A 14,000-nucleotide genomic window follows, 5' to 3' on the forward strand; every position below is an offset into this window, starting at 1 on the left:
CAAAAGCGTAGTGTTTTGATGGCAATCTATAAAATCCTGAATTATGTCATGATCGGAGTCTCTCTACAATGTCCAGATCAGAATGATTTTAGATTGCGTTTATGAATTCGAAACCCCGCAATGTTGTACTTTCGCCGGATTCAAAGCGGGTTTCATATCTATCAGGTATTGTTTGATGAGCTCAGCAGTATGCGAACTCTCAAGAAGCTTGAGTGTGATCAGGGTTTTTCCCAGTGTAATGGGTGGTTCAATCTGCAATGCCAGCAGATAGGAAACCTGTTGTTGAGTCAGTAAATTCAACTGTATAGCAGCGTCCCCAAACCGTTTGCCACTTTCTTTCTGAAGATCCAAAATATTGGTGACTTGTAGATCCGTTAATAATTTTTCGGCAATAGCAAGTTCGCCTGTTTTCGCCCGCTTTTCTTGCTCAGGGCATTTCAGAAGTGCTTTGGAAATAGTTGGAATATCGAAGATTTTCTTAGTCACGAGCCAGCGACTGAATCTATTGCGTTTGACCAGTTGTTGTAGTTCCTGATCATCCTTGCTGATGATGCTACGGATTTGTACTTGATTTCTTCCCTTTTCCTTCGATTCATACATCGCCTGATCAGACTCAGCGATCAGGCGTTCTGCATAGCCTGTGATGTCACGAGGTGGAATGCCGACAACAGCTCCCAAACTGGCTGTCACTGGTACGCGTTTCCCTTCAAACTCAATGAATTCGTTTTCAATGAGAGTCCGCAGTCTTTCTGATAGCTCCCGAATACCATTTTCTGAAGGGTTATTCGCCAGGATCACAAATTCTTCACCACCATAGCGGCAGAATACGTCAGATCGACGTGTCGATTCGCTGGCAACTTTGGCGATGCGCTGTAATGCCAGGTCTCCAAACTGATGACCGTATGTGTCATTTAGTTGTTTAAATCGATCAATGTCTGAAAAAATGATTCCAATTGGCCGTGCAAAGCGAGCACAATGATAAAGCTCTTTTTCAAAGGCTTCGTTAAAATAACTTCGGTTATAAACCATTGTAAGAGGGTCGTGGATTGCTTTACTCTGCAGTTGTTTATTTTCCGATTCCAGTTTTATTTTTTGTTCTTCGACGACAGCTTGGCGCGCGGATGCTTGATTCGAATCGACCTGAGCTTTCATGGTCAATTTGAGTAATTGTTCGTTAGCGGTAGCCATAATATCGTATGGTGATCCGATATCATCCATATTGACCGAAAATATTTGCGCTGCTTCTTCAAATCGTGACTGGACTTGTTCAAGAAAACCGTGCAGCTCTTCATAGGGCATATTGAAGAATTCTGATGTCAATTCCTGGAGTCGATTTAAGGCTAATCCACTATTGGTAGAACAGAAATAATCACCGATTGCTGCCGAAGATGCTATGGTAATGATCAGATTGAAATGGGGGTGTGACGAGAGTGCTTTTAATTGTTCGAGTGTGTCATGATGGTGTTCAATAGCACTTTTGAATTGTTCTGGCAGCTCCCAGCGTTCCATCATTTTGACGCCGACTTCACAATGATTGACTCCCAAAACTTCTGTTTCGACTTCAGCACATTCTCTTTCTTGTGTTTCAGCTTGCTCAAGTACCGGAACGAGATCGTCGGGGATGGAACGGAGCATTGCAAGATAGCCGATATCCTGTAACAAACCAATCAGAAAGCTGTCGTATTTTAATTCATTCCCCAGTCTCGAAGCTAATAACTCTGCTGCTGCAGATTGGACGATCGACTGTTTCCAGTAAGAATCGAATCGTACTTTGAGCGGTCCTGCATTGATTGCTGATTCCGAGAGCGAAAAACTCAACGCCAGAGAGGTAACAACCATGGTTCCCAAAAGAGGAACAGCGCGTTCTATGCCTTTACAATCCGACCTTAGGCCAAAAAAAGAAGAATTGCTGGCTTTCAGAATTTTGGCTGTGATGGCAGGGTCTGCTTTGATCGTCTCGATCACTTCGCTGATATCGGTATCTGGATTTTTAGAAAGGTACAACAACCTGACCGCGACGGCAGGTAAGGTTGGTAATTGATCCGACGACCAAATTTTTTCCGGAGAAATCATTATCTCTGACCTTTAGGTGATGCAATTCAATGAATATTAGCAATTTTCAAAAAAATGCATCTTAACTAGACAGCTCTGTTTTTTTGATGATGCATTCAACATCATGTAATAGGATCTCAATCGCCATATACTTTATGCGTTTGTTGTGACCCAGCGTTCTAACTTGCTTTTCAAACTGTCTGGTGTAAATGGTTTTACAAGATAGTCAGAAACACCTGCCTGAATTGCTATGACTACGCGTGCACGTTCGGCTTCGGTTGTAATCATAATGATAGGAATTTCTTTGTTAAGCAGACGGATTTCTTTCAGGAGCTGAAGCCCATCCATATTGGGCATGTTCCAGTCGCTCAGAACAATATCGAACGTGCCAGCATTGTATAACTCTAACGCCTGAACTCCATCTTCCGCTTCAGTTACATCTTCGATACCTAGTTTCGACAAACATCGTTTCTGGATCGTTCTCATTGTTCCTGAGTCGTCAACAAGTAAAACTTTCATTGGAATGGCCTTTATCTTTAAGTCATTAAATTGTTCAAAAAAAAGTGTTAGTTAAGTTAGTGTTTTATCGATCAGAAAATCCTGCCTCGATCGTGAAGGTTCCAATTTCTGAATCAAACGCGATGCAAATAGGTGAAACATTCGAAGGGTAATGTACGGCGTGTCCTACTCCGGTAATGATATTCGGAATACTGATTGAAGCTTCCAGGTGCTCCAGTTGGGCTTTTGCTGAGCCCGCGATCATATTTGCTAATTCACAAACGGCATCGCAGACCTCATCATTGAGTTCGTCCGTTGTAATACCCAAGAGACGATCCAAAATTCCAATGCCTACGCTTTTTGATAAACTTAGGACTAGAGTTCCGGCTGCTTTTCCCGAAATTCCAATCACAGCGCTCAATTCATGTTGTGGAATATGATCTGATTTCAAGCTCAGTCCTGTACGTTTTGGAGTACATCCCAGCATCATATCAAAAACTGAGATTGTTGAGCTGATGATAGGATTCACAAATTCGGCAGTGAGCTCCGATTTACCTGCAATGGTTGACGTCATTATCAATTTCCTGTTTTATTACGAATAGTACAAATACGTTTTTTCAATTCTTTTAGATGAACCTCAAAAGTGTAGCCAAGAGATGGAACTCTAAGATTGATCACAGAATTCAACATTGGTTAGTTGAGTGATAAGCCGTGCGTTCCAATAATTGTGTATGTAAAACATAGATCACGAAAAAATACATGTGCCAAAATATCAACACGATATTCGCAATAAAAATTACAGGGCCGGAGAAACATTGCCGCATATGTCGAATTTGCTGAATATAATGGAGGTATTACCCCTACGGGATGTTGGCATCTCATCTGAAATCTGATCAGGAAGCGAAGAATTGCAGACAATAATGTCGAGAAATGTCTTTAGCTTCAGGATTTGGTTGGTAGAAATGTGCCTGCTTCGACAAATATGAGGTAGTGGAACCAAGAAGCAAAAAAGATAAACAGCTCTGAATAACAATCAGCGTTTGTTTAATTCGATCCGTTTCGCAGCGTTCACGATAGTATAGAAATATAAATATTTATACTTCAAAATTGCTTTGGATTGCAGTTGAGCCATGAAATGAAAATGGTATACGATAGGTAGATGGATGTTGATAGTACAGCTTCATACTTATCAATTGCGATGTAGATGTTTTGATTCGAAACGTATTTTCAATTACATTTCCAGATAACTTATCATGGTTTCTCTCCTCAGTAACGAAGAAACCCTTTCAGTTCTTAGTACTTGCGTGCTGATATATTCGAATAGTTGTCTAGTTTTAAAAATTCAAGAGTTTGAAAGCCAATGATTGAGTCATTTCACCCAGACCCGATTGAATTTGCTCAAAATGTAATAACAACATGTCATCGATTGAATAATTTTTTAACGGTTTTACAATGCCAGAGTGAATTTCTAGCGGCATTACCCTCCAATGAGACACAGCCAGAGATAGCCGGAATATTAACAGATCTAGATCCATTGATTGAATCCGCAACAAATGATGTGCATGAGCTCTCTAAGAAATGCAGAGATTTTTTAGAGGGAAAATAAGAGATGCTGAATGTAGATGGAACCATAAGTAAATTGATATCTATCATTTCTAGTAATTAAAATTATCCGGGAGCCACCATGCTTACTTCAACTGATCTGATACGAGTTGTAATCGTAGACGACCATGCCATGCTTGTTGATTCATTAGTTTCGCGATTCCAAAAAGACTCTGGAATCGATGTTGTGGGAACGGCAACAGATGCTGATCAGGGTTTGGCTTTAATTCTGGAAACCGAGCCGGATGTTGTGATTCTGGATGTCGAATTACCGGGCAGAGGATCATTTGATATCGGACAAGAAATTTCAACGAAATTAAAAAACACAAAGATGATTTTTCTGACGGGTTATCTCTCTGATATTTTCATTGAATTGGCATTAAGGGTGAATGCAGTCGGTTATCTTTTGAAAGGCGAGCCGATTGAATCTCTGATTCACGCAATCAAAAAAGCGGCCCGAGGTGAATATTGCTTTTCTCAATCGGTTCAGGAACGACTGATTTTTGATCACAAGCAGAATCGTTATTTAATTCATTCAGAAAGCATGCTGGCATCACTGACTTCTCGGCAGATTGAAGTACTCCGGCATCTGGCGCGCGGAAAAAGTGTCAAGGAAGTGGCTCGTTCAATGCACCTTTCTGAAAAATCAATCGACAGTCATAAATACCGTATCATGCATAAACTGGGAATTCATGATCGAGTAGAATTGGCCCGGTATTCCATTCGTGAAGGTTTGACACTTCCCTAAGTTGGTGTCAGTGATATTATTTCGCTCAGGAGCATATCGGTCCGCGCTGCTGGATCAGATGATTGATCGATTCAATTTGTGAAGCCGATAGTTCAAAGTTCAAAACTTCTGCGTTCTCTTCAATCTGCTCAGGTCGCTTTGCTCCACATAATGCGCATGTGATTCCTGTTTGCTGAATCGTCCAGCGAATCACTACTTGAGCAATCGTGCAATTGAATTCTTCTGCCAGAGAACGCAACTGGTCCAGGAAATCCTGGTTTTTTTCCCATTCTTCTCCATGAAACATCGGATATTTTTGTCTGCCGTCCTCGGGAGCAAATTGATGATAGCGCGCTAACTTTCCGGCTAGTAAACCTTTCATCAAAGGCCAATAGACCATGACCGAAACCTGATTCTCGATACACCAGGGCAGTCGGTCCGCTTCGATTTCTCGCTGGAGCATATTGTATCGAGGTTGGTAAGCAGAGATTGGACAGACAGCCGCAAACTCCTGAAGTTGATCCAGAGTGAAATTCGAAACACCCACAGAAAGAATTTTACCCGCCTCCAGCAATTCTTTAAAAGCGCCCGCTGAATCACTGACAGGAATTTCAGGATCAGGACCATGCAAATAGTAAAGTTCCACCCGGTCTGTATTAAGTCGCTCCAGGCTCTCATCGCATTCCCTTTTGATTCTCTCAGGCGAAGCATCGCGTATCTGTTTCGTACCAGACCAGTGGATGCCTCCTTTCGTAGCGATGACGATCTGGTCTCGCTTCTCTCCTAAAGCTCTGGCAATCAATCGCTCACTTTCTCCTTCATAGCCATAACAATAAGCGGTGTCAAAAAAGTGGATCCCTGAATCAAAGGCCGCGTTTAAGGTAGCCAAACTTGCCTGCTCGGTCACATCAACACTCGTGACTCCCGAAATTGGCCAGCAGCCCATCGCGATTGGCGTAATCTGAATGTTCGTATTTCCAATATTTCGCAAGAGGGTCATCTGATATCTTCCTGTTGGAGATTCGAAATTGATATAATGTCTTGTAACCGGTGAATGGAGATTCGATCCAAATTGAATTACGATAGAGAACAGACGCTTTAAAGAACATCATATTGTTTGCCCAAAACAAATGAAGGCTTAAAGAGATTATGTGTGCTCGGTTTTTCTTATTTTCGCCTGACGCAGAGATCATGAAATTATTTCACATGGTCAATTTTCCGCGCATTGCTCCCCGATACAATATTGCCCCTTCGCAACCTGTATTGGCGATCTCCCATGATCATCACGGTTTCAACGTAAGTCATTTTCAGTGGGGGTTAATTCCAGGCTGGTCAAAAAATCTCGCACCAGGTCATGCGATGATCAATGCTCGTTCTGAAACGGCATCAATAAAGCCGGCATTTAAAAATGCGTTTCGCTATCGCAGGTGTCTCATTCCTGCGAACGGGTTTTATGAATGGAAAAGTACGGGAAATCGTTCCCGGCAGGCGATGTGTATTCGATTAAAGGATGAACCGTTGTTTGCGATGGCGGGTATCTGGGAGCAGTGGCAGAGTCCTGATGGGACAGAACTGGAAACCTGCTCGGTCTTAACCACGGCCGCGAATACATTGCTCGAAACTATTCATCCCAGAATGCCCGTGATTCTGCGTCCGAATCAGTTCGGTCGTTGGCTCAGTTCCGAAACCACACCCACTCCGCAGCTGGAACGATTGCTCCAGACCTTCCCTGCAGAAGAAATGCAGATTTTTCCCGTCAGTTCTTATGTGAATAAAGTCACCCATGATTCTCCGGAATGCATTGTACCAACTCAGGAGCAGAAAACTCTTTTTTGAAGGATTAATGGGGAGACTGGAACAGCGAAAGCAGGGGCTCGCTCTCTTCAAAATGGGCAAACAGATAATCTGGTTCGCATTTTCTCAGATCTTCCAGGGGATAAACTCCCGTAGCGACCGCAATCACGTTTGCTTCGATAGCGCGGGCGCAGTGGATATCACTGGGAGTGTCTCCAATTACCCAAACCGTTGCCGCTTCCACTAATTCCGGAGCGTGGCGTTTTTGAATCTGTTTGAGAGCTTCATGAGCGACATCATTGCGGTCTGAATGATGATCACCGTATGCGCCAAAGTCAAAGAAATGATTCAGGTCATAGTGTTTCAGTTTCTTCCGGGCACCATGTTCGAAATTACCGGTCAGTAGACCAAGATCAACATGAGCGCGTTCTGAGAGCGATTCCAGAATCGACTTGATTCCCGGCAGAACATGGCCTTTTTGTTCTTTCAGTTTTTCTGCTAGCAAGTCAAGATAGGCTCTCTCAAATCGTTTTCGATTCTGACTTGTGTTGGGAATATCGAAATATTCAAACAGATCTACCATGATGGCATGATCGGTTCTACCAGCAGTCGGAATGCCCTCAACGGGCGCGGAAACCTGAAACTCTTCTTCCAGCATATGCAGGATCGACCGTTGGCCGGCACCACCGGTATCGAGCAAGGTACCATCAATATCAAATAAACAAATATGCATTTTCAGTGAATGATTCAAAGGTGACGTGAGTGAGTTTTAACACACACTATTCTAGACACCTTGAACGACTTCGGAAATGCGGTTTATTGAAAGAGGAGCTGTTTTTATTTCAGTTCCTGCTCGGGAGATCACTTCCGAGCCTATTTCCGGCAGATTTTGCTCATATCCTGCCAGCAGCGCCAGATCACAAAGCTGATTCACTTTTTTGAGTACGCCCTTCGTCTCCTTATGAATTTCCTCGAAGGCATCAACGGTGAAGAGTGGCTTTGTGCGACCTGATACATTGAGACGGTGAGCGATGTAGTTTTCAGTCGTTTTCAGATCGAAGGGAGTGAGTTCAATCGCCAGATCAGAGAAACGGGTTACAGCATTCGCAGCTTCCGAATTCAGATTTTCGAATGTCGTTACGATGGATAATGAAGTGTGCCGCTGGTTTCCAGTATGGAGCAATCGTTCAATTGTATTGTGACATCCGGAACGACTCTCGTCGACGTGATCCAGAAGCAGGATCACACGATCCTGCGTCAACTGCAAGCCAGTCAGGTAATCCGTCAGCATTCTCCAGAGTTGAGCTGGTCTGGTATCATAAGCGGGGCCCAGGCGAAACTGAGCGCACAACTGCCATAGAAATTCTTCTTCACCCAGTCCCAGCAGATCAAAATATTCGCAGTGGTGCGGACTCCTTTTGGATAAGTGCTGCAGCACTTTGAGCGTCAGCGTCTTACCTGTTCCCGATGGTCCTGTGAAGAGGGAACATTTTTTTTGCTCATCCGCTACATAAAGTAAGCGGGCTAATGCCTCTTCATGGATTTCACTTTCGAAAAAGAAATCCAGATCCAGTTGTTGATGAAACGGAGCGTGTGTCAAATTCCAGAAATCGCAATACATGATTCTCTTTTGACCTGTTGATTTTGAGTTCGAACCTCTTGTTCTGATTCTCTGCTCCTTGCATAAGGCACAGGAAACGAGATACCATCCATAAACGGGGATCGACACGTTCAGGGTCATCGATTTGAGAGACCACTGAGCGGGGAGATTCCCGTATGATTAAAATCGGCCTTTCAGTGCTATCGGCATGACTGATCCCCGTCTGTCTATTCTTTTTTTCTCAACTTACGTATTTTAAAGAGCTTAAAGTTTCTTGGTTCCGCCTCTTCTCGAGATATTTATGCCGCACCGTTTTTTCTTCCCAGGTTCATTTGAACCAGATCGACTACTTCTGGAAGGCAGTGAAGCCCATCATTTGCTGCATGTTTTACGAATGCAGGCAGGCGATACTCTGCTGGTATTTAATGGGACAGGAGCCGAGGCAGAAGCGGAGATTACAAAAACGGGACGAAAAACGGTCGAAATCAAGATCACAGAGCGACTCGAAGTTCAAGCGAATACTCAGGTTCCTCTGATTTTAGCTACAGCGGTTCCCAAGGGAGATCGATTTCGCTGGCTGGTTGAGAAAGCGGCGGAACTGGGTGTTACCAGATTAGTGCCTCTCATCACAGAACGCAGCAGTGTTGATCCCGGCGAGAATCGTTTGAAAAAATTACAACAAACAATTGTGGCTGCGGCAAAACAGTCGGGGCAGACTCGCTTGATGGAATTGGCCCCTTTGCAGACATGGGAAGATTTTTTAGAAGAAACATGCCAGCCGGACTGTCATTTGTTGATTGCCGACCCGAATGGAAGTGCCTTAGACCTTTTGTGCCAGACTGAGACGAATCTGGTGATGAGCCCTGTGATTCTGATGATTGGTCCGGAAGGGGGCTTCTCTTCTGAGGAACTCAATTCCGCGATAGATAAAGGAGCGAAGTCGGTCAAATTAAGTAAGGGTATATTACGGATTGAAACCGCAGCCATTGTATTCGCCGGACTGATTCGCCTTACATCCAACAAGCCTGAATGATGCGTAAAAAGATATCGCTTAAATCAGCCAAGATGTCCCTCCCGGACGTAGAGCATGAAACTATAAATCACGACCGCAGCAACCACCAGTGAGCCAAGATTCAACAATAATCGCGCTGTTGTTGGTCTCTTTGTGAACACAATTTGTGCAATCACAGTGACAACGGCCACCAGTCCAAATTTGAAATAGACCATGCCTTTAATGCCCCAACCGGCAATAAAGTAATTCGCAATCTGGTTCGATTCAACGATATAATTCGAACCCCCGGGTTGTTGGTTAGTCCTCAGAAGCAGATACGTCATGAAGACATCAAGGGCATTAACCAAAATAAAAACGCTGGTCTCGCGCTCCAGCGGCAATTGACGACTCCAGAAAGAGCCACTCTTTTTCTCTTCAGAAGGAGTTTCTTCCATGACTGACTCTCACTTAACCAAAGACCAAAGTAGAAGTACCGCTAAACCAGTTTACGCAGTTGATCTATGTAAGCCGGAATGGCTGCCTTGGGTTCTTCTTTCGCTTCATACTCAAGAACGAGAAAGTTTTTGTAGTGCGCATCTTTTAGAATTTTAATGATGCGTGGAATATCAGCGGGAACCTCTTTACCTCTCACTCCCATTTCTACTTTGATTTGCGCATTGATCGCCAGCGGTGCAATTTTCTCTAGATCGGCATAGGGGTCTTCCGTTCGGAAATTTCCACTGTCAAAGTTAATGCCGAAATTCGGTGCTTTATTAATACCGTCAATAATTCTCATCATCTGCGCGGGAGTAGAAGTGATCCCTCCATGATTCTCCAGCGCCAGACTGACTCCTTTTTGTTCTGCATATTTGAGGGATTCGTTAATGCCTTTCTGGCACATGCGGATTGCCTCGGCTTCATTGCCCCCTTTAGGAACTCTGCCTGCGAAAATACGAATCACGGGCGCGCCCAGAATGGCGGAGTAATCAATCCACTTGCGCGTCATTTGCAGTTGCTCATCACGGGCTGTTCCCAGGGGTAAGCAGAAATCGTTGCCAATGGCGGTGCCGGATACTTCCATGCCGAGTGATCCCGCCAGATCGCGTGTCTTTTTCAGGTAGTCATTGCTGACGGGATTCGGAAAGTAATAGCTGGTCAATTCACAGCCATCCAGTTTCAATTTGCCGCAGTAGCGAACGAAATCCATGATATCCATGGTGGCTTTCGTTTTCCTGGGGCGTGGCTTCGGCCAGTTATGTTGCATATAACGATGGAAAGAATAAGCGGCCAGACTCAGTTTCAGCTTCTTCGATGCGTCTTTTTTCTGAACTCCTGCCGCCAATGTGGTGTCTGAAATCAAGGTGCCAGCTGTCAAAGCGCCCCAGCCCCAAAGCGAAGTGGTTTTCAGGAAATCACGCCTGTTGGATTCGTTATGATCCAGGGTCGGTGAATCAACTGCCATTATGTTTACTCCAGATGTGAGTCAATGAAATTGAGATGGTTAAGGTAAGTTGCCACTCTACTAGGAAAAGAGGCTTGTTTATTTTGACAAATCACAGGCGGTAAAGAAACCCTCGATATCAAAAACAGGCAGAATTGCAAAGTTTCCACGGATGGCTAAACTAACTCTATTATTGTAGCCATCACTGACAGCCTACCTGTTTGTTTGTTACGATATGCGGCCAGGGAATTTTCCTCGCAAATTGGTAACTGAATTTTGACCGGGCCATCGTGCCCATGACCTATTAGGAAGACCGGACACAATGCCTCGTTACGACGCCAAGCGGATCGAAACCAAATGGCAGACATATTGGGATCAGCACGAAACTTTCAAGACGGGAGAATTTGTTGAAGGCAAAGAAAAGCTCTATGTGCTTGATATGTTTCCCTATCCTTCAGGCGATGGTTTACATGTGGGTCATCCGGAAGGCTATACGGCAACAGACATTGTATGCCGTCACGCTCGTATGCAGGGTAAACAGGTTTTGCATCCGATGGGTTGGGATGCCTTTGGTTTGCCCGCCGAGCAGCATGCCATCAAAACAGGCACCCCTCCGCGGATTACGACGCAGAAAAATATCGACACATTTCGTCGCCAGCTAAAAATGTTGGGTTTCAGCTATGACTGGAGCCGCGAGTTTTCTACTACCGATCCAGAATACTTCCGCTGGACACAATGGATCTTCCTCCAGTTGTTCGAGTCCTGGTTTGATCCGGAAAACGAGTGGACAGGCCCCGATGGTAAAAAACGTGTGGGTCGTGCCAGGCCCATTAGTGAGTTGCCGATTCCCGAAAAAATAAAATTTGCAGGTGAAGAAGCGATTCGCCATTATCAAAACCGTAATCGCTTAGCATATCAGCATGAGGCGCCCGTTAACTGGTGTTCCGCGTTGGGAACCGTGTTGGCGAATGAAGAAATCATCGACGGAAAAAGTGAGCGAGGCGATCACCCTGTCGAACGTATTCCCTTACGGCAATGGATGCTCCGCATTACAAAATATGGAGACCGATTGATCGATGGTCTTGAGGGTCTTGACTGGTCTGAGTCGATTAAATCGTTGCAAAAAAACTGGATTGGTCGCAGTGAAGGGGCTGAAGTCGATTTCTTTATCGGCTCCGAAAACCAAACGACAGATTTGGATCAGGCATTCGAAACATGGAAGTCAACTCGTGCCGCATCAGGCTTTTCAGAAGAGCCAGAGGCAGACGTGTTGCGAATTTATACGACACGCCCCGATACATTATATGGGGCAACCTACATGGTGTTGTCCCCGGAGCATCCGTTTGTAGACCGGTTGACGATAGCCGATCAGAAACAGGCCGTTGAGGCCTATCGGCAGAAAGCAGCACTCAAGAGCGACCTCGATCGAACCGATTTGGCCAAAGAAAAAACGGGCGTCTTTACCGGTAGTTATGCCGTGAATCCTGTCAATGGGGCACGGATTCCCGTGTGGATCGCCGACTATGTTTTGATCAGCTACGGCACCGGTGCCATCATGGCGGTTCCCGCGCACGACTTACGCGATTGGGAATTTGCCGTTGAATTCAGCTTACCCATCATTCCTGTTGTGCAACCTGCTGACAATTATGAGCCTTCAAAAGACGAGTTGGCGTTGGAAACTGAAATCGATGGCGAAAAACGAACACCGTTTTCCGGAATGGGAACGGCCATTCATTCTGGTGAATTTGATGGAATGAAAACGGCAGATTTCAAAAAACAGATCACAGCCAACCTCATCGAGCAGGGGGTTGGTAAGGGGGCCGTCAACTATCGTTTGCGCGACTGGCTCTTCAGTCGGCAGCACTTTTGGGGCGAACCATTTCCGATCTGGCATGAATTGGATGCCGAGGGAAAGATTACAGGCTTGATGCGGCCCGATCCGGAAGAGAGTTTGCCCGTTGAATTACCCGACTTGAAAGAGTACAAACCAACAGGAACGCCTGAGCCACCACTTTCTTCTGCTCCGGAAGAATGGCTCTATAAAACCGACTCTGATGGCACGCGTCTCTATCGTGAAGTGAACAGCATGCCACAATGGGCTGGCTCCTGCTGGTATTATTTGCGGTTTGCTGATCCAGAGAACAATGAGCGGTTCGTCGATCTCAGGAACGAACAAAACTGGTTGCCCGTGGACCTTTATATTGGCGGTGGCGAGCATGCGGTTTTACATTTGCTTTACGCGCGTTTCTGGCATCAGGTTTTGTTTGATCTCGGGCATGTGACTTGCGCTGAACCATTCCAGAAGTTGGTCAATCAAGGCATGATTTTGGGTGATGTCGAATTGACGGGATTTCAGACAGCTGACGGTACCTGGGTTTCTTCCAAAGCCGTTGAAGAATCAGATGAGTTCGACACGGGATGGATTGAGAAATCGTCAGGCAAGCCCGTAAGTATCCTGAGCCTGGAATCTGATCAGGTACAGAAGCAAGGTGAGGATTTCACGCTTGTCGATGATTCCACGATTTATGTGAATAGTCGCGCCTATAAGATGTCGAAGGCGCGAGGAAACGTAGTAAATCCTGATTTTGTGGTTGAACAGTATGGTGCGGATTCTCTACGTATTTATGAAATGTTTATGGGACCATTGGAAGCTACAAAACCGTGGAGCATGAGCGGCTTAGATGGAGTCAGCCGATTCCTAGGGCGGGTCTGGCGGTTGATGATTGAGGAACGCGACGAAGAAGTTACCTTAAGTGCAGCGGTGACGGACGATGCACCATCTGAAGAACAGTTACGAATCTTACATAAAACGATCAAAGCAGTCACCGAAGACATTGAAAAATTGTCCCTCAACACGGCGATCAGCCGCATGATGGAATTTACAAATGCGATGGGACAACAGAAAAGCAGATCCAAGGCCGTCCTGTCTGAGTTCGTGTTGCTCCTTTCACCATTTGCGCCCCATATAGCTGAAGAACTCTGGAGTGTTCTGGGAAATACCGAATCGTTAGCGTATCAGCCCTGGCCAATCTATGATGAATCGTTATTGCAGGAATCAATTGTGGAGATTCCCGTTCAGGTCAACGGGAAATTACGTTCCAAAGTTTCTGTCGCGGCCGACGCCGATCAGGCAACGATGCAGCAGGCGGCAGAGCAGGATGAAACGGTTGTCAAGTTTCTTGAAGGGAAAACGATTGTCAAAGCCATCGTCATTCCTGGCAGAATGGTCAATTTTGTTGTGAAATAGAAGAGGAAGCAGGGGAGTGGAAATGACTCTCTCCTGTTTTCGTCTTCT

At 45.1% G+C, this 14,000-nt stretch carries 12 protein-coding genes; 4 read left to right on the forward strand and 8 right to left on the reverse strand.

Going from position 1 to position 14,000, the window contains the following annotated elements:
* Positions 1-99: 99 nt before the first annotated feature.
* The 3 genes from Q0668_RS18895 to Q0668_RS18905 all read right to left on the reverse strand — a co-directional run bounded on the left by Q0668_RS18895 (position 100) and on the right by Q0668_RS18905 (position 3,124).
* Positions 100-2,073: a GGDEF domain-containing protein gene (locus Q0668_RS18895; RefSeq protein ID WP_298867483.1), complete on the reverse strand. Its 1,974-nt coding sequence runs from the start codon at positions 2,071-2,073 to the stop codon at positions 100-102.
* A 132-nt stretch (positions 2,074-2,205) separates the two neighbouring features.
* A complete protein-coding gene (locus Q0668_RS18900; protein ID WP_298867484.1) occupies positions 2,206-2,571 on the reverse strand; it encodes a response regulator in 366 nt (121 codons plus the stop codon).
* 64 nt (positions 2,572-2,635) lie between these two features.
* Positions 2,636-3,124, reverse strand: coding sequence for a chemotaxis protein CheX (locus Q0668_RS18905; protein ID WP_298867486.1), 489 nt, complete (start codon positions 3,122-3,124; stop codon positions 2,636-2,638).
* Between the two features lie 1,110 nt (positions 3,125-4,234).
* Between Q0668_RS18905 and Q0668_RS18910 the strand changes: the two genes are divergently transcribed.
* On the forward strand, positions 4,235-4,900 hold the full coding sequence (locus Q0668_RS18910; protein WP_298867488.1) for a response regulator transcription factor: 666 nt from the start codon (positions 4,235-4,237) through the stop codon (positions 4,898-4,900).
* A 25-nt stretch (positions 4,901-4,925) separates the two neighbouring features.
* Here the strand turns inward: Q0668_RS18910 and Q0668_RS18915 are convergent, their stop codons facing one another.
* Positions 4,926-5,879 (reverse strand): aldo/keto reductase, encoded by a 954-nt coding sequence (locus tag Q0668_RS18915; protein ID WP_298867490.1) that lies wholly within the window; start codon positions 5,877-5,879, stop codon positions 4,926-4,928.
* A 149-nt stretch (positions 5,880-6,028) separates the two neighbouring features.
* Between Q0668_RS18915 and Q0668_RS18920 the strand changes: the two genes are divergently transcribed.
* Positions 6,029-6,715, forward strand: a complete 687-nt coding sequence (locus Q0668_RS18920; protein WP_298867492.1) for an SOS response-associated peptidase — start codon at positions 6,029-6,031, stop codon at positions 6,713-6,715.
* A 4-nt stretch (positions 6,716-6,719) separates the two neighbouring features.
* Here Q0668_RS18920 and Q0668_RS18925 read toward each other — a convergent pair whose 3' ends face one another.
* Both Q0668_RS18925 and Q0668_RS18930 read right to left on the reverse strand, forming a co-directional pair.
* Positions 6,720-7,406, reverse strand: coding sequence for an HAD family hydrolase (locus Q0668_RS18925; RefSeq protein ID WP_298867494.1), 687 nt, complete (start codon positions 7,404-7,406; stop codon positions 6,720-6,722).
* Between the two features lie 51 nt (positions 7,407-7,457).
* Entirely contained in the window at positions 7,458-8,294 is an 837-nt protein-coding gene (locus tag Q0668_RS18930; protein WP_298867496.1) for an AAA family ATPase, read from the reverse strand.
* 280 nt (positions 8,295-8,574) lie between these two features.
* Here Q0668_RS18930 and Q0668_RS18935 point away from each other — a divergent pair, with 280 nt between their 5' ends.
* Complete coding sequence (locus Q0668_RS18935; RefSeq protein WP_298867498.1) at positions 8,575-9,306, forward strand: RsmE family RNA methyltransferase; 732 nt, start codon at positions 8,575-8,577, stop codon at positions 9,304-9,306.
* A gap of 23 nt (positions 9,307-9,329) precedes the next feature.
* Here Q0668_RS18935 and Q0668_RS18940 read toward each other — a convergent pair whose 3' ends face one another.
* Positions 9,330-9,719: a DUF5658 family protein gene (locus tag Q0668_RS18940; protein ID WP_298867500.1), complete on the reverse strand. Its 390-nt coding sequence runs from the start codon at positions 9,717-9,719 to the stop codon at positions 9,330-9,332.
* A gap of 41 nt (positions 9,720-9,760) precedes the next feature.
* A complete protein-coding gene (locus Q0668_RS18945) occupies positions 9,761-10,726 on the reverse strand; it encodes a sugar phosphate isomerase/epimerase family protein (RefSeq protein WP_298867502.1) in 966 nt (321 codons plus the stop codon).
* 301 nt (positions 10,727-11,027) lie between these two features.
* On the opposite strand from Q0668_RS18945, the gene leuS reads away from it, so the two are divergent.
* Positions 11,028-13,952 (forward strand): leucine--tRNA ligase, encoded by a 2,925-nt coding sequence (leuS, locus tag Q0668_RS18950; RefSeq protein WP_298867504.1) that lies wholly within the window; start codon positions 11,028-11,030, stop codon positions 13,950-13,952.
* The last annotated feature ends 48 nt before the right edge of the window (positions 13,953-14,000 follow it).

The sequence above is a fragment of the uncultured Gimesia sp. genome (assembly GCF_937910335.1).
Lineage (GTDB): Bacteria > Planctomycetota > Planctomycetia > Planctomycetales > Planctomycetaceae > Gimesia.